The sequence below is a fragment of the Prescottella equi genome (assembly GCF_002094305.1).
Taxonomy (GTDB): domain Bacteria; phylum Actinomycetota; class Actinomycetes; order Mycobacteriales; family Mycobacteriaceae; genus Prescottella; species Prescottella equi.
The window spans coordinates 1,122,301-1,137,952 of sequence record NZ_LWTX01000001.1; the positions used below are offsets into that span (position 1 = coordinate 1,122,301).

18 protein-coding genes and 1 pseudogene are annotated in these 15,652 nt (G+C 69.7%); 11 read left to right on the forward strand and 8 right to left on the reverse strand.

Translation table 11 applies throughout. The annotated features are described in order from the left end of the window. Positions 1–3: 3 nt before the first annotated feature. The 5 genes from A6I89_RS05420 to A6I89_RS05440 are packed head-to-tail and all read left to right on the forward strand — an operon-like array spanning position 4 to position 4,940. Positions 4–576, forward strand: coding sequence for a D-sedoheptulose-7-phosphate isomerase (locus A6I89_RS05420; protein WP_022596253.1), 573 nt, complete (start codon positions 4–6; stop codon positions 574–576). Then, the gene (locus A6I89_RS05425; RefSeq protein ID WP_022596251.1) at positions 573–2,021 is read left to right on the forward strand and encodes a PfkB family carbohydrate kinase; all 1,449 of its coding nucleotides are present in this window, start codon (positions 573–575) and stop codon (positions 2,019–2,021) included. Before A6I89_RS05420 ends, A6I89_RS05425 begins: the two co-directional genes overlap by 4 nt. Then, positions 2,018–2,707: an SDR family oxidoreductase gene (locus tag A6I89_RS05430; RefSeq protein WP_005512829.1), complete on the forward strand. Its 690-nt coding sequence runs from the start codon at positions 2,018–2,020 to the stop codon at positions 2,705–2,707. The genes A6I89_RS05425 and A6I89_RS05430 overlap by 4 nt, the downstream gene beginning before the upstream one ends. Beyond that, complete coding sequence (locus tag A6I89_RS05435; protein WP_005512831.1) at positions 2,698–3,624, forward strand: glycosyltransferase family 9 protein; 927 nt, start codon at positions 2,698–2,700, stop codon at positions 3,622–3,624. The genes A6I89_RS05430 and A6I89_RS05435 overlap by 10 nt, the downstream gene beginning before the upstream one ends. A gap of 8 nt (positions 3,625–3,632) precedes the next feature. Continuing rightward, entirely contained in the window at positions 3,633–4,940 is a 1,308-nt protein-coding gene (locus tag A6I89_RS05440) for a UDP-glucose dehydrogenase family protein (protein ID WP_005512832.1), read from the forward strand. A gap of 13 nt (positions 4,941–4,953) precedes the next feature. Here the strand turns inward: A6I89_RS05440 and A6I89_RS24565 are convergent, their stop codons facing one another. Continuing rightward, a complete protein-coding gene (locus tag A6I89_RS24565) occupies positions 4,954–5,124 on the reverse strand; it encodes a hypothetical protein (protein WP_005512833.1) in 171 nt (56 codons plus the stop codon). 53 nt (positions 5,125–5,177) lie between these two features. Then, on the reverse strand, positions 5,178–5,603 hold the full coding sequence (locus tag A6I89_RS05445; RefSeq protein WP_022596248.1) for a hypothetical protein: 426 nt from the start codon (positions 5,601–5,603) through the stop codon (positions 5,178–5,180). Positions 5,604–5,776: 173 nt separating this feature from the next. On the opposite strand from A6I89_RS05445, the gene A6I89_RS05450 reads away from it, so the two are divergent. Further along, positions 5,777–6,253: a DUF4383 domain-containing protein gene (locus A6I89_RS05450; protein ID WP_005512839.1), complete on the forward strand. Its 477-nt coding sequence runs from the start codon at positions 5,777–5,779 to the stop codon at positions 6,251–6,253. 3 nt (positions 6,254–6,256) lie between these two features. Here the strand turns inward: A6I89_RS05450 and A6I89_RS05455 are convergent, their stop codons facing one another. Genes A6I89_RS05455 through A6I89_RS05465 form a run of 3 tightly spaced genes read right to left on the reverse strand, consistent with a single transcriptional unit; the run spans position 6,257 to position 9,415 of the window. After that, the gene (locus tag A6I89_RS05455) at positions 6,257–7,324 is read right to left on the reverse strand and encodes an NAD-dependent epimerase/dehydratase family protein (protein ID WP_044991140.1); all 1,068 of its coding nucleotides are present in this window, start codon (positions 7,322–7,324) and stop codon (positions 6,257–6,259) included. Positions 7,325–7,326: 2 nt separating this feature from the next. Further along, positions 7,327–8,931: a phytoene desaturase family protein gene (locus A6I89_RS05460; RefSeq protein WP_022596244.1), complete on the reverse strand. Its 1,605-nt coding sequence runs from the start codon at positions 8,929–8,931 to the stop codon at positions 7,327–7,329. Between the two features lie 4 nt (positions 8,932–8,935). After that, positions 8,936–9,415, reverse strand: coding sequence for an SRPBCC family protein (locus A6I89_RS05465; RefSeq protein WP_022596242.1), 480 nt, complete (start codon positions 9,413–9,415; stop codon positions 8,936–8,938). Between the two features lie 190 nt (positions 9,416–9,605). Between A6I89_RS05465 and A6I89_RS05470 the strand changes: the two genes are divergently transcribed. Next, entirely contained in the window at positions 9,606–10,085 is a 480-nt protein-coding gene (locus A6I89_RS05470; RefSeq protein WP_005512847.1) for a DUF6098 family protein, read from the forward strand. 21 nt (positions 10,086–10,106) lie between these two features. Beyond that, positions 10,107–10,541 (forward strand): hypothetical protein, encoded by a 435-nt coding sequence (locus A6I89_RS05475; RefSeq protein ID WP_022596239.1) that lies wholly within the window; start codon positions 10,107–10,109, stop codon positions 10,539–10,541. A 49-nt stretch (positions 10,542–10,590) separates the two neighbouring features. On the opposite strand, the gene A6I89_RS05480 is transcribed toward A6I89_RS05475, so the two are convergent. Continuing rightward, positions 10,591–10,896, reverse strand: a complete 306-nt coding sequence (locus tag A6I89_RS05480; protein WP_237171242.1) for a hypothetical protein — start codon at positions 10,894–10,896, stop codon at positions 10,591–10,593. A 355-nt stretch (positions 10,897–11,251) separates the two neighbouring features. Here A6I89_RS05480 and A6I89_RS05485 point away from each other — a divergent pair, with 355 nt between their 5' ends. Together A6I89_RS05485 and A6I89_RS05490 are read left to right on the forward strand one after the other, a co-directional pair. Further along, complete coding sequence (locus tag A6I89_RS05485) at positions 11,252–12,475, forward strand: DICT sensory domain-containing protein (RefSeq protein WP_044991084.1); 1,224 nt, start codon at positions 11,252–11,254, stop codon at positions 12,473–12,475. A gap of 41 nt (positions 12,476–12,516) precedes the next feature. Further along, a complete protein-coding gene (locus tag A6I89_RS05490) occupies positions 12,517–13,695 on the forward strand; it encodes a DICT sensory domain-containing protein (RefSeq protein WP_022596234.1) in 1,179 nt (392 codons plus the stop codon). Here the strand turns inward: A6I89_RS05490 and A6I89_RS05495 are convergent. Then, a complete protein-coding gene (locus A6I89_RS05495) occupies positions 13,643–14,446 on the reverse strand; it encodes an SDR family NAD(P)-dependent oxidoreductase (protein WP_005512855.1) in 804 nt (267 codons plus the stop codon). The two genes, A6I89_RS05490 and A6I89_RS05495, sit on opposite strands and share 53 nt — an antisense overlap. Before the next feature lie 303 nt (positions 14,447–14,749). Here A6I89_RS05495 and A6I89_RS05500 point away from each other — a divergent pair, with 303 nt between their 5' ends. Beyond that, a complete protein-coding gene (locus A6I89_RS05500; protein ID WP_005512856.1) occupies positions 14,750–14,929 on the forward strand; it encodes a tautomerase family protein in 180 nt (59 codons plus the stop codon). A 365-nt stretch (positions 14,930–15,294) separates the two neighbouring features. On the opposite strand, the pseudogene A6I89_RS25135 reads toward A6I89_RS05500, so the two are convergent. Continuing rightward, positions 15,295–15,630 (reverse strand): annotated as a pseudogene (locus A6I89_RS25135) (transglutaminase-like domain-containing protein); the annotation flags it as partial. Positions 15,631–15,652 lie beyond the last annotated feature (22 nt).

Here is a 15,652-nt window from a genome sequence, read left to right on the forward strand (position 1 = left end):
CCGATGCCCGAGCACCTCGACGACCATGCAGCGCAACTTCACGCGGCCCTGGACGGCGTGGTCGCGGCGACGCCCCGCCTCGAGCGGTGGGGCCGGCATCTCGCCGCGGTCCTGCCCTCGGGAGCGAGGTTGTTGACATGTGGAAACGGCGGCAGTGCCGCGGAGGCGCAGCACCTCACCGGCGAGCTCGTCGGCCGGTTCGAAGGGGAGCGGATGCCACTGTCCGCGATCGCTCTTCACGCCGAGACCTCGTCGGCCACGGCGATCGCCAACGACTACGGCCTCGACGAGATCTTCGCGCGCCAGGTCCGTGCCCATGCCCGCGCCGGTGACGTGCTGCTCTGCCTGTCCACGAGTGGCCGCAGTCCGAACGTCCTCACCGCAGCCAAGGCGGCCCACGAGTTGGGTGTCACGACGTGGTCCATGACGGGGCGCGAACCCAACCCGCTGGCGGCGGTGGTGGACGAGGCCATCGCGGTGGACGCGCCCCGGGTCTCCACGGTGCAGGAGATCCACCTGGTTCTCGTGCACGCGTTGTGCGCCGAGATCGACACTGCCCTGAGGTCCGCGCAGTGACCCGCGTCGTGGTGCTCGGGGACTCGCTCCTCGACGTGGACCTCGAGGGCCGTGTCGACCGGCTGTCGCCGGAGGCACCGGTCCCGGTGTTCGACACCGACAGCGTCCGAGTGCGTCCGGGGGGCGCCGCGCTGGCCGCCGTGCTGGCGGCTCGCGACGTCGGCGAGGTGGTGCTGGTGACGGCGGTGGCCGCCGACGCCGAGGGGCGGCGACTCGTCGAACTCGTTTCGGAACACTGCGACGTGGTCCCGCTCGACCTGCTGGGGGCGACAGTGACCAAGACCCGGATCCGTACCGACGTCCAGCACCTGCTGCGGATCGACTCCGGCGACGGCGTCACCGCAGGCACGCCCGTGACCTCCGCGGTCGAGCGAGCGCTGGCGGGGGCGGACGCGATCGTCGTCGCCGACTACGGGCTAGGAACGACGCGGCATCGGGGCCTCCGGGCACTGGTCGCGTCCCGGGCCCGAATGGCTCCGGTGGTCTGGGATCCGCATCCGCGCGGGGCGGCGCCCGGCGCGGAGAGCGCGTTGGCGACGCCGAATCTGCGGGAGGCCTACGGTGCGCTCGGCGGCGGCGCCGACGCGCTGGTGCCGGCCGAGGCCGGGCGGCGCCTGCTCGGGCAGTGGGGAACACGAGCCGTTGCGATCACCCAGGGCCCGGCCGGTGCCACCGTCGTCGAACGGGGTCGGCCGGTCCACGTGGTCCCCGTCCCGGAGACGCCGGTGACGTTGCGGACCGGCCGGCCGGACACGTGCGGCGCCGGCGACCGATTCGCCGCGGCGGCCGCGGCCGCGCTGGGCGGCGGTGCGTCGGTGACCGAAGCGGTCACGGTCGCGGTCGATCGCGCGTCCCGGTTCGTGTCCGCGGGCGGCGCGGGGTCGATGGCCTCCGTGGACCGCGGGGCGGCATCGAACCGGGTCCGTCGTCCGAGCCGATCCTGCTCGGACGCTTTCGCACTCGCTGATCGCGTGCACCGGGACGGAGGCCGGCTGGTGGCAACCGGCGGGTGCTTCGACCTGGTCCATCCAGGCCACCTCCGCCTGCTGCGCGAGGCCGCCGCACTCGGCGACGCACTGGTGGTGTGCCTGAACTCTGATTCGTCCGTCCGCCGGCTGAAGGGGGCCGGGCGCCCGGTGCTCGGGCAGGACGCACGCGCGGCGATGCTGCGCGAACTCGACACCGTCGACGCGGTGGCGGTGTTCGACGACGACACGCCGACCCGCCTGCTGGAGCGGTTGCGACCGGACGTGTGGGTGAAGGGCGGGGACTATCGACCGGCCGATCTCCCCGAGGCCGAGACCGTGCGGCGGAACGGCGGCGAGGTCCGCACCGTCCCGCCGCTCGGCGACTACTCGACCACCAAGGTCGTCGCCGCGATCGAATCGCATCACGAAGCTTTCCGGGGCCGGGCCGGTCTCGGATCCGAAGGGAGGAATCCGTGATCGACATCGGCAACGTGCTCATCTCGGGCGGAGCGTCGGGCCTGGGCGCCGCGACCGCGACCGCCGTCGCCAAGGCGGGAGGAACGCCGCTCGTACTCGATATGGCGGTGCCCGACGCGGAACACGCCTATCGGCTCGTGGACATCGCGGACAGTTCGGCGGTCGCCGAGGCCACCGCCGAACTCGCAGGCAGCGTGGGCGGCCGACTCGACGGGGTGTTCACCGCCGCCGGCATCGACTGCTGCGGCAGGCTGGACGAGGTCGCCGCAGCCGACTGGGAGCGCGTCGTCGCCGTCGACCTGATGGGGACCGCGGCCGTCGTCCGTGCGGCACTGCCGCATCTGGCCAGCCCGTCCGGCCGCATCGTGACGTGCGCCTCGACCCTGGGTCTGAAGGCGGTGAGCGACGCGACTGCCTACTGTGCGGCGAAGTTCGGTGTCGTCGGTTTCACCCGGGCACTCGCGGCGGAGACGGCGGGACGATACGGCGTGACCCTGCTGGTGCCCGGTGGCATGGACACGTCGTTCTTCGACGGGCGCACCGCGCAGTACCGTCCGCCCCCGGACGCCCACCTGAACCGGCCGGAGGACGTGGCCGCGACCGTGGTGTACGCGCTGGGGCAGCCGGAGGGGTGCGAGATCCGCGAGATGGTCGTGTGCGCCTCCGAAGAGTCGTCGTGGCCGTGAGCGACGTGCTGGTGCTGCGTGCGCTCGGGGTGGGTGACCTGGCGACCGCGGTCCCGGCGCTGCGTGCGCTGCGGCGCGAGTTCCCGAACGCACGTCTGCGCCTGGCCACGCCGATCGGGCTGCGGGACCTCGTCGGCCTGATCGGCGGGATCGACGACATCGTGCCGACGTCCGGGCTGCGCGCCATGGCCGTGCACACCCGTCCCGACCTGGCCGTCAATCTCCACGGCCGGGGCCCGCAGAGCACGACGTTGCTGCGCGGCGCGGGACCGGGCGGCGTCTGGTGTCATCGCGATCCGGGCATCGGCGCCGACGGCCCGGAGTGGGACGAGCATCTGCACGAGGTCGATCGCTGGTGCGCGCTGCTGCGGCACCACGGGGTGCCCGCCGATCCGACGGAACTGCGGATCCGACGACCCCGGTCGGCGCCCGTCGAGGGTGCGATCGTGGTCCACCCCGGCGCGGCGAGCGCGGCCCGCCGCTGGCCCGCAGCTCGGTTCGCCGCCGTGATTCGCGAACTGTGGAGTGCGTACGGGGGAGCCGTCGTGGTCACCGGGGGTCCGGGGGAAGGCGGACTCGTCGACGACGTGTGCCGGGCCGTCGGATCGGGTGTCCCGGTCCGGCGTGCGGTCCCGTGCCGGCTCGGCGAACTCGCCGCGTTGATCTCGCGTGCCCGGCTGGTGGTCTGCGGTGACACCGGAATCGCCCATCTGGCAACGGCGTTCGGAACGCGATCGGTGGTGCTGTTCGGGCCCACACCGCCGCGGACGTGGGGTCCGCGGGTGGACCGACATCTGCACACGGTGTTGTGGACCGGCCGGCGCGGCGACCCGCACGGTGCGCGTCTGGACCCCGGTCTGGCGGACATCGAGGCGGCCGACGTCGTGGCCGCCGCGTCCGTGCAACTGGAGAGGTGAGGTGCGCGATGTCCGCAGGTCCGGTGGGCGTAGTGGGGGCCGGGTACGTGGGGCTGACGACGGCGGCCTGTCTGTCGCACCTGGGCCACTCGGTGCGGTGTGTGGACAGCGATGCGACCCGGGTCGAGCGGTTACGGCGGGGTGTGGTCGACATTCTCGAGCCGCGTCTCGCCGAGCTCGTGCACGCCGGATTACGCGGCGGGACGGTGTGTTTCGACACCGAACTCGGTGCACTCACCTCGTGCGGTGTCGTGGTTCTCTGCCTGCCCACGCCCTCCGGCCGGGACGGCGCACCCGACCTGGCGAGCGTGACATCGGTGTCCCGACGCATCGCCCGCGAGATCGCGGGGCCGGTGGTGCTGGCGGTGAAATCCACCGTCCCGCCGGGAAGCGCTCGCACACTGCAGGATTCAATCGGCCGCGGCCGTATCGACGTGGTCAGCAATCCCGAGTTCCTCCGCGAAGGCCGTTCGGTGGCGGACTTCCTGCGGCCCGAACGGATCGTGGTCGGTGGTGCCGAAGGCGCCGCCGTCGACGCCGTCACGTCGCTGTACCGGTCGGTTCCCGCGCCGATCTTCCGCACGGACTGGGCGAGCGCCGAACTCGCGAAGTACGCGTGCAACAGCTTCCTCGCGGTCAAGGCGTCGTACACCAACGAACTCGCCGACCTGTGCTCGGCGGTGGGCGCCGACGTGACCGAGGTGACCGCGGTGATGGCGGCGGATCCGCGAATCGGAGGTGCGTTCCTCGCGCCCGGTCCGGGGTGGGGTGGATCCTGCCTGCCCAAGGACACCTGCGGCATGCTCGACGCCGGGCGGCGGGCGGGGGTGGTGCTGGACACGGTGCGGGCGGCGGTGCGGTCGAACACCCGCCATCGCCGCCGGCTGGTGGCCGACATCGTCCGCGAGCTCACGGGGGACCCGGCGGCATCCCTGGCCGGATATCGGATAGGGGTCCTCGGTCTGACCTTCAAGGCCGGCACCGGCGACGTGCGGGAGTCGCCCGCGCTGGCGGTCGTCCACGAACTGTGTGTCCGCGGTGCGATCGTGACCGCGTACGACCCGGCATGCGGCTCGGGGCGGGCATCGGCCGTGGACGCGGACGGCGAGTTCCAGGTGGTCGACGAACCGGCGGCGGCGGTGAAGAGCGCGTCGGCCGTGGTGGTGCTCACCGAATGGCCCGAGTTCCGGACCGTCGACTGGCGCGCCGCGGCGCGAGAAGTGCAGCGGCCGCTCGTCATCGATGCGCGAAACCTGCTCGATCCTGCGGCTCTGGAGGCCTGTGGCTTCTCCTACCGCGGGATCGGCAGGCCGTGAACGTTGGGCAGACTCACGATTCGTCGTTGCGGCGCTCCCGGTGCACGTCGTTCATCTGCCGGGTCTTGCCCTCGGCCGTACCGGCTTCCGGGGTGGGCGAGTTGCCCTGGCGCCTGCGATACCACCAGCGCACGTTGATCGCGGCGACGATCACCACGAGTGCGACGATGACGAGTATTTCCATCTGCTGATCCTCCTCGAGGTTCCAGTGCTTCGCTGCCGCGCCGGTTCGCGGCGCTACTTCTCCGGGTGCGTGGTCTCCGGGGGGTGGTCCTCGCCCCGGCGCGTACCACCCTGGTGTGCCGGTCCGACCCCGGGGTCGGACTCGGACGGTCGTTCGTGTTGCACGCCGCTCTTCTGTGCCTGCCCGGCGCCGTCGGGATCGCCGGCGCGTGCACGCATGTGCTCGGGGGACTTGGCCTCCTGCTGGCGATCGTCGTACGGCGGTATCGCGGCCTCGTCGGAGGACGCGCCGTGTCCGCCGGCATCCGCGGGCCGCTGCCACCCCGGTTCGTCCGACGAGATCGTCGACTCGTCCTCGAAGGCGCCCTCGCGCCGGTGGTCGCCTGCACTCGGCTCCTCGGCCCCGGTATCGCGGGAGCCCGGCGCGCCCCGCTCCGACTGTGGTTCCTCCTCCAGATGTTCGCCCGGTCGCTGCGTCATGGCTGCCTCCTCGATGTCCGTGCTCGCCGTCCACCCCTCCGTGGACGTCGGGTACCCATTCGCTGGGTATGCCACACGCTCGATGTCCGTGAGCGGATTTCCCCCGCGCACCGGGGGTTGACTGCCGCGATCGCGGGGTACCCCGCTCGGACCCGAACAGGAAGGGGTACGACATGTCCAGCGATACTCGGCCGACGTCGGCTCGCAAGCGCTCGGCCACCGAGGTGGTGGCGCTGGTCTTCGGTGTCGTGTTCCTCGTCGTCGGAATCGCGGGCTTCATCCCCGGGATCACGACCGACTACGACACGATGACGTGGGCCGGCCACCACTCCGACGCGAAGCTGCTCGGAATCTTCGAAGTTTCCGTCCTGCACAACATCATCCATCTTGCGTTCGGTGTGGCCGGAATCGTGATGGCCCGGAGCATGCGACTGGCGCGGACTTACCTGATCGCCGGAGGCGTGGTCTACTTCGCGGTGTGGATCTACGGTGTGTCGATCAACCGTGACGACGCCGCGAACTTCATTCCGGTCAACGACGCCGACAACTGGCTCCACCTGGGGCTCGCGGTCGCGATGATCGTCATCGGCGGTTTCCTCCCGCCGATGGAGACGCGCAACGCGCAGCCGGCGTCCAGGCGAATGGACTGACCGTCACGTCGGTTTCCTGGTGCCGACCTCGCCTCGCCGCAGGGCCGACGTCAGCCGCGTGAGCACCGAGCGGTCCTCGAGGACGGGGCTGCCGGTGCCCGCGCGATCGACCATCCCCTCGGCCAGCTCGCGGACGACATCCGGTCCCTCGGTGTGCGCGACCCAACCCAACTCGTCGCGGGCGCGGGCGGGGTCCACGAGCGGAGTCGAGTACGCCAGGTCGATCCAGCCTCCGTCGACGGGTTGCAGGTGCAGCCGCCACGTCACCTGGGCGGCCGCCCGCAGCAGTCGGGACGGGACGTGCAGACCATGGACGGAGAGTCCGGCAAGGACGTCGGCGCCCGTCGCCGGGACGTCGGACGCGATGTTGTAGATCCCGGATTTCCGCTGCCGGGTCGCGGAGACGATCGCTCGCGCCGCCTCTTCGGCGTGCACCGCCGGGATGCACATGCCCCGGTCGATCGGCACCACGGGCGCGACGCGCAGAACGCCGGCGGGCACCCAGTCGGGAAGAATGTAGTGCAGCAACTGGTTTCCCGCGCGGTACTGACCGATCAGGCCGGCGCGCAGGACCGTCACGGACGGCCCGGCGCCGGCATCGACATGGCGGCGGACGACGTCCTCGGCGGCCACCTTGTCCCGGCTGTAGACCGAGGACCGCACACCGGTGGTGGGCCACGACTCGTCGACGGGCCGCCCGTACGAGCCCGGCGCGTAGACGGCGGAGGAGGACATGTGCACGACGTGCCCGACGCCGCCCGTCGCTGCGGCCGCGAGCACGGCGCGTGTCCCGTCGACCCCGGTCGCCCGCAGGTAGTGGCGCCGATGGGTGGGCTGGAAACCCCACGCGAGGTGGACGACGGCGTCGGCATCCGCGAACGGGAGTGCGAGTTGCTCGGCGGCGTCGGGGGCGGCGACGTCCACGGTGTGCCAGGCCACGCCGGCGTACGGGGGCTCGTCCGGAGGCCTCCGCCGCGCGATTCCGACGATCTCGTGGTTGCCGTCCTCCCACAATGCTTGCAACAGGGTCGTGCCGAGGTTCCCGGTCGCGCCGGTGATCGCGATCCGCATCGTCACCCTCGCTTCGCGGAACGCCACACGACGTCCGCCACGACGCGGTTCACGCTTCGCCGGACCGGCGCCCCGATACCGTGCCGGGCAAGGGCGGCCCGGGCCGCGTTGAGGCCGCACACGCCGTGCACGCCGCCACCGGGGTGCGCCGACGCGCTGGCCAGGAACAGGTTCTTCACGGGAGTCTCCGGCCGCGACGACCCGGGAACGGGCCGGAAGATCAGTTGCTGGTGCAACTGGGCGGTTCCGCCGTTGACAGCGCCGTTCACCAGGTTCGCGTCGGCGCGTTCGAGATCCGACGGCCGTTGGACGCTTCGCGCGACGATGTTCGACCCGAAGCCGGGAGCGAAACGCTCGAGCTGTTCGTCGGTGCGCTCGGCGATCTTGTCCGCGCTGGCATCGTCGGCCACGCCCCGCGGGAGGTGCGTATACGCCCATGCGCTCTCCGTGCCGTCCGGCGAGCGGGTCGGATCGGCGGTCGTCATCTGGCCCACCAGCAGGAACGGGTGCTCGGGGAGCTCGCCGGCCGCCAGCTGCGTGTGCCACTTCGCGAGCCTGGTGGTATCGCCGCCCACATGCACGGTGCCGGCGCGGCGGACCGAGTCGGCCTGCCACGGAATCGGCACGCGCAGAGCGTAGTTCACCTTCACCACCGGGGTGTCCCACTCGAAGTTCGCGAGCGCGGCGCGCACGTTCGCGGGCACGACGTCCTGCGGCAGCAGCCGCTCGTAGAGCGCGGGCGCCGACACGTCCGCGAGGACGGCGCGACGAGCGCCGAACGTCCGGCCGTCGGACAGGCGAACCCCCGTTGCCGCGCCGCCCTGCACGGTCACGGCGTCGACACGACTGTCGCATTCCACCCGGCCGCCCGCCGATTCCAGTCGGCGCACCAGGGCGTCGGTGAGCGCGCCCGCACCACCCACAGGGACCGGGAAACCCACGTCCTGCGCCAGCATCCCTAACAGGAATCCCATCGCCCCGCTGATCGGGGCGTCGGGTGGCACGTCGGCGTGCAGTGCATTGCCGAGGAGCAGGACCTTCGCCGCCTCGCCGGCGAACAGTTCCTGCCCCATCCGGTTCGCCGGCAACAACAGGAACCGGGCGATGCGCAGCGCCTCCGCCGAGCCCAGCTCGCGCAGTAGCTTCACCGGCCCCTTCAGCGGGGGAAACGGGCCGAACAGGGTGTCCAGCAGGGGCTCGCGGATGCGCTCCCACGTCCGGTACAGCTCGAGCCACCGTTCCCCGTCGCCGCTGCGGAACCGCTCCAGTGCGGCTGCGGTGTCCGCGGCCTCGGGAAGGACGGCGGGCGCGTTCGAGTCCTCGGCGTCCAGCGGATGGGCCACCGCGATGGGAGCTCGACTCCACGACAACCCGTGCCGGTCCAGGTCCAGCTCGGCGAACGCGGGCGATACCGCGCTGAGGGGATAGAACGCACTGAACCGGTCGTAGCGGTATCCGGGGTGGAGATCACCGGAACGCACGGCTCCTCCCGGTGTCGGTTCGGCCTCGAGGACCAGCACGTCCCATCCTCGATCCGCGAGGGTGATCGCGGCGACCAGTCCGTTGGGTCCGGCGCCGACGACGATTGCATCCGCCTTCTCCGTCATCCGATCACCCGAGCCTCGGTGCGGTCGAGCCGTCGCGCGGATGGGCGGGGCCCTCCGCGAGCAGTGCCAACCGGCGGATGCACTCCCGGTTGCGCGGCACCGCCGCCAGTTCGACCACGCTCTGCGGAAACCACGACATGGGAGGGGAGGCGAGATGCTCGCCCATCTCGATGACGGTGCCCACCCCGTCGGGGCGGGGACGGACCTGGATTTCGATCCGGGCGCGGCCGAAGGCCTTCGCGCGGGCCAGAAGGGTCAGTGACTTCCCCGGATCTTCCTCGAGAACCTCGGTGTGGTCGTCGATGAGGAACGGCCACAATCCGACCGAATGGTGGATGCGCGCACCGGGGGCGGGCCAGGCGGGGTCCACGGCCCGCATTCGGGACGCGCCGACCACCCAGCCCGGATACCGCCAGCCGTCGGCGAGTACCTCCCACACCTTGTCGGGAGAAGCGGTGGTCTCCCAGTGCGCCTCGAATTTCATGTCTGCCTCTCCGGGTGCTGCTCGGGACCGATCGGAACAGACGGTGTATTCCCGAGGTGCCGAGAAGTGAAACGTGCCCGGCATGGTTGGCCGCGCGTCCGCCCGGGTACACGGACCGTGCCCGCCGTCGTCGAGACGGATGCGAGCATCGGAGGAGCTTCGTGCGATCGAGAGTCCGGAGGACCTACTCGTGACCGGCGCGGTCTCGAATCGGGAGCCGCCGGGGGCGCAGCTCGTCACGATCACCACGTTGGCCGAGCTGGTCGCCCTCACGGCGTCCACACACGGCATCTTCCTGCGCTACTCCGCCGGCCCCGAACGCGATGCCGCAGATTGTCGGAGCCGAGACCGGGAGTCGGACATCGACATGCCGGGCCTGACCGTCACACCACTGTCCCTCGAACCGTGGTGGCCGCGGACTGTCGAGGAATGGATCGCGCGCCGGCTGCACCGTTGCTGCGGCCTCGTCGAACAAGTGCCCGCCGAGCAGGGCTCGGAGCCGGATCGGTTTCCCTGGTTGCTCACCGGCACCGTCATCGGACACAGCCTGGATCTCGAACCGCTGGTCGCCCAGTTCCGTCCGCTGGCCCGAATCCATCGATCCGTGCTCGAGGAGGCCGCTCGCCTGTTCGAGCAGCAGTTCGCTCCCTCCACTCCAACTTCCGAATAGCCGAAGAGAGAGGCAAGTCGCATGAAGAAGATCATCGCCACCGCTCTGGTGGGTGCCGGCGCCGTGCTGCCGTTGGCGGGGTGCGGAGACGGCAACGACGACAGCACCGACACCACGATGCAGACGTCGATGGAGATGCCCGCGACCACCGAGACGGAGAGCGAAGAATCGACCCCCACATCGGTCACATCGACCGACCAGCTGGGCACGTTCGATCAGGCGAAGCTCGATGCGTTCGTGGTCGCATTTCGGAGCGGGTACTCGGATCTCTCCGAGGACCGGGACGACGACAGCATCGAGAACATCGTCATCGCGTCCTGCAACGACCTGGCGAACGGGGTCAGCGAGGAGCAGGTCACCGAGAAGATCCGTGTGCTGGCGGCCAACAAGGGAACCGAACCCTCGCAGGATCAGGCCGAACGGATCTACGACATCGTCACACCGGCCTGCCCGTGACACCTCGGCCCGTGACACCTCGGCCCGACCGCGCCGCGCACCTGTCGAACTAGGCCGTCGCGGCCTCGCGCGGCGCGGTCAGGTGCCCGTACTTCAAATCGGCCCGCACCCAGTGTCCCTGCCGGCAGACCCGGATCAGGGCCTCGTCGAATGCGTCGATCAGCCATTCGTTCGCGGCCTCCACCAGGAACCGTTCGTTGCCGTCGTCGCGAGCGAAGAACTGCACTACCCATCGCGGGGGCTCTGTACGTCGAGGGCTGGGATCGAGGGTGCCGAGCGGAGAGTTGGTGGCGAGGAGGAACCGGTCGAACTCGAACTCCACGCACAGGAGGAACCCGGTGCCGCGACGAACCACGGAGGTCGGTCTGCACGTCGCAATGGCGAGTGCATCGACTTCGTCGCGATAGAGCGAAGACAGATACGCCGCCGTCGGCACCCGCGGTGTGCGCTCCGCGCGCCTGGCGGTCGTGACGGGTGCCGTCGCGAGTTCGTATAACGAAACGGGCACGGAGGGAGCCGTGTCCGCAGTTGGGCTGTCTCCGATTGCTGTCATGCGGCGAGCGTAGACCCCGTGTAGTACGTATTGAGCTGCGGAAACCGCCGAAATCGCGATGGTCGTCCAACGATACCGAAACGTTATGCAAGGTTATCGAATCGATATGAATTAGGTGCTGAAAGGTTCTGGACCGGGCGTCTGGCATGGTGGGCCGATGGAGACAACTGCACCGGAACCCGCCTCGGCGGGCTCTGCCCCCGCGTTCCACGGCATCCCGCTCCGTGTGCACCGCGCTCCCGTCCGCTGCCTGGATACCGCCGCCCTGACCGCTGTGGAGCTTCAGCTCCGCGGCGCCGAGGATTCTGCCTTCGCGGCTCCCGGTGTCCTACGGGCCACTGCGCGCTCGATGGGTGAGACGGGTCTGCTCGACGAATTCACCCTGGCCGCGGCGCGGGCGTATGCGGAGGAGGAGTCCGCCGTACCGCAGCTGGCTCTACTTGACGTGGAGATCGCTGTGAGTGCGAACCTCGCGGGAGTCGACGACGGTGTGCGCCTCATCGCAACCGTGACCGAGGACGCCGTCATGGCGCATCCGGCACGGGCACTCGGACGCATCGCGGCGGCTCGTTCCATGGGAGTGGCGATCGCCGTGGACGAGGTGGGTGAGCGCCCGCAGTCGCTGGCGCTCTTGTCCCTGGTCGAGCCGGACGTGATCATCACGTCGGCCGACCTCGTTTCACGCCCCGCTCACGCGTTGACGGCACGGGCAGCGCATGCAGTCGCGGCCTACCGCGAGCGAACCGACGCCCTGGTGATCGCGCGCGGCGTCGACAGTGACCTGCAGCGGCGCCGCGCGCTCGGCGTCGGAGCGCGGTTCGGGATCGGCTCGTTCCCTCCGGCGACGGCCGCATCGGTCGCGGGTCACGGTGACTTCGATCCGGGACCGCGCTCCCGGCCCGGGGGCGCGTCGGACGGGCGTTCGACGCCCTTCACCATCGCCGCACCCGGTCGCCGGACGACGCGCAGCCTCAAGCGACTGTTGGTGTCGATGAGCAAGATGCTCGAGATGCAGGCCGCTTCGGCCGGCCAGGACACCATCGTGTTGGGTACGTTCCAGCACGCCGATCATTTCACTCCCGGTTCCAGGCGCCGCTGGGCTCATCTTGCGTCGCAAGTGGCCTACACCGGCATATACGGAGTGGGCATTCAGCCGATGATCGACTTCAACGTCCATCACGCGCCGCTCGACCACACCGACCGGCTGGTCGACGAATGGAACGTCGTCGTCCTCGGATCGCACTTCTGCTGTGTGCTGGCCGCCCGGGACCTGCACAAAGGGACGGTCGACAGCGAACGCGAGTTCGAGTACGTGGTCTCCTACGATCGCCGCACCGTGACGCGTTGCGCGCACGCCGTCCTGGAGCGGTTCACCGACTGACGCACACGCGGGTATCCGGGGAACTGACCTATTCTGCTGCGATGGGTCAGTCGTCGGGTGCGCAGTTGGTGGTTCCGATCCGTCAGCTCGAAGACGGCGAGTGTGTGGCCGTGGTGTGGAACGGCGAGGACGCCAACTGCGACGCCGACTGCATTGACCTGTTTCCGTCGGACGTCGAGCGCCGGGCGCTTCCGGTTTTCGTTCCCATCACTCGCCGGAGCGCGAACGGGGCCGCAGCCGTCTCCCGTGTGTCGGTTGTGACACCCGGATTGCTGGACGGCGATCCCACGCCGGTCCTCGGACTGATCGACCGTGCCCGCGCCGAGGGCGATCTCATTGCTCTCAGCGGCGTCGGGTCGCACCCGCGAGCCCTCGGCTTACTGCCTTTGATCGAGCCGGATGTGATCGTGGTCGGAGCGGGGGGTTTGTCGAACGGTGCGGACAGCGATCCGATCGCTCTGGCTCAGGCCCTCGCCGCGGTCGTCGAGCGCAGCAACGCGGTCGTGGTCGCCGACGGTATCGACACCGACCGCGACTGCGAGCACGCTCTCGCTCTCGGGATCCGCCACGGCTCGGGCCGGAAGTTCGAATCCCTGCACAGAACTCCCGATCCGATGCGCAGCACTCGGCCCCGACCGCTGCTCGCGGGCCCGACCTGGCAGGTGGACCCCGTCCCGGCCGGCAGCACCCCGTTCTCCCTCATTTCTCCCGGACGCGAACGGATTCGAAGCGTCAAGGGTCTCCTCGTCGAGATGAGCACACAGTTGGAGGAGCAGGCGCGATCGGCCGGCAGTGAGGTCGTCGCCGTCGGAACCTTCCAGCGGCTGCATCACTTTCCCGCGTCCACCGAGCGCCGATGGTCGGACCTCGCCCGCACCATTTCGTTCACGGCGGCGTATGGCGAACAGTTCTCGCCGGCAAGCGATCTGGGGATCCATCGGTATCGGCTGCACCCACACGATCCTCTGATCGACGAATGGAACGTGATCGTCATCGGAGCCCGGTTCGCGTGTGCCCTCTCCGCTCTGGATCTGCACACCGGGGGACCCGACGGCAAGCGTGAGTTCGACTACGTCGTCACGTACGACCGCAGCACGATCGTCCGCGCCGCCCGGTCGGTTCTGTGCCGACCCGTAGCGTCGGCGGCAACCGCCGCAGCCGGGGCCGTCAGGAGTCGAGCAGCACTCGGCGACTCGCGGCAATCGGGCTCTGCGCGGTGAGTCCACCGTCGAGCACGAGGGTCTGGCCGCTCATGTACCGGGATTCGTCGGACGCGAGATAGACCATCGCCCATCCGATGTCGTCAGGGTCACCGATCATGTCGAGGGCGTTGTGCTGACGAATGTCGTCGATGACGTTCGCCGGAAGGTTGTCCCGGAGCGCCGGTGTCATCACCGCCCCGGGCGCGACGGCGTTGCAGCGAACGCCCTGCTTTCCGTACTGGGTGGCGATGTACTGGGTGAGGCGGATGACGGCTGCCTTCGCCGCTCCGTAGGCGCACTGGAGAGTGTCGCCGGAGAGTCCGCCGACGGACACGGTGTTGATGATCGAACCACCGCCCGCGGCGATCATGTGAGGCAGTGCCAACTGTGACGCGACAACGGTGCTGCGGGCGTTGAGCGCCATCGTACGATCCCACTCGTCGAGGTCGAGTCGCAGCAGGTCGAGGTCCTTGCGCGGGTTGCTGCCGCCGACGTGATTGCACAGAACATCGATTCCACCGAATTCTGCGACCGCGTGGTCGATCATCGTGCGGATCGACTCGGCGTCCATCACGTCCACCTCTGTCCCGACCGCTCGCCCACCGGACTCGGACCGGCCGATGGTGGCAGCGGCACTCTCGGCGGCCTCCCGGTCGAGGTCGGCGATCAGAACGTGTGCGCCCTCGGCGACCATCAACTTCGCCGCGGCCTGACCGATTCCACTTGCAGCTCCGGTGATGACGATCTTCTTGCCGGAAAGTCGGTTCATTCTTGCGCCCTTTCTACGAATGAGTTCGAGCTGGGAACTGGCGATCGGTGTCGGCCGTGTGCGCCCGGACCGGTGATCGGGGCGATCACTTCTGCCTCGTGGCGCACCGGGTGGCAGGTCTTCCGATCGGTCGAACTCGATGAGAACCAGTCAACAGTGTTGACGAAATGTTGTCAACAGTGTTGACGAAAGCAGTCGAGAGGGCCGCTTCGATCGATCCCGGTCGTCTCGGCTCCCGGCGCGCGGGCGTGGTGGTGGCGCCCCGACGGGCGAGACGGAAGCGATTGCGGCGACAATGGCGGCATGCCCCTGATTCAGATCAGTCAGACGCCCGGCCTGTCCGCCGAACAGAAGCGCGAGACCATCGCCGCCGTCACCAAGGCCTATGCCGAGGCGACCGGAAAGAACGCGTCGTCGGTGTGGGTGACGATCACCGAGGTTCCGCGCGAGCACTGGGGCGTGGGCGGCGAACCGCTGGGGTGATCGCACACCCGCGGATCGAGGCGACCCTGCGGTTCATGACGTGACGAATGACCCTCTGATACAGGAACTTTCGCACGCCGGTCAGGTTGGTGCCGTGCGCTCGGTAGAAGTCGTCGGGATCGTCGAACGTACCGAAATCGCCGTTCACGCCGGCCGGTCTTCTGAATGGCGGTGTCGGTGCCGACCCACGCCACGGGCGGGTCGGCGATGTCGTCGGTCCCGGCCCCGTAGCCGAGAAATGCCCCGGTGGACGCCACGGTGTTGCGCAGGCCCGCCAGGTAGTCGGCATCGAGGATGACTCCCTCGAGATCGACCCAGCGGTCGTCGAACCACACCTCCGTCCAACTGTGCAGGATGTTTCGGGGTGCCATGCGGTACAGCGCGCCTTCGACGACGCCCTTCTGCAGACGCTTGTCGATGGTCGCCCCGTGGAATCGGCAGGGCACTCCGACGGCGCGGAGGAGTGCCATCAACAGGGTGGTCTTGGTGTTGCACTGGCCGTACCCGTCGGCGAGCACCCGGGACGCCGGGATCGCGTCGGATGCGTTGTACCCGAATTCGATTTCGTCCCTGACGAAGTCGTACACCGCGCCGATGCGCGCCGCGTACGGCAGTTCGCGCCATCCGCGCGCTCCGATCAGCGCTCGAAGTGGTTCCCGCTCGTAGTCGAGGATGTCGGTGGGTCGCAGGTGAACGTCCATGCCTCGAACGTAGGAGAGGCGA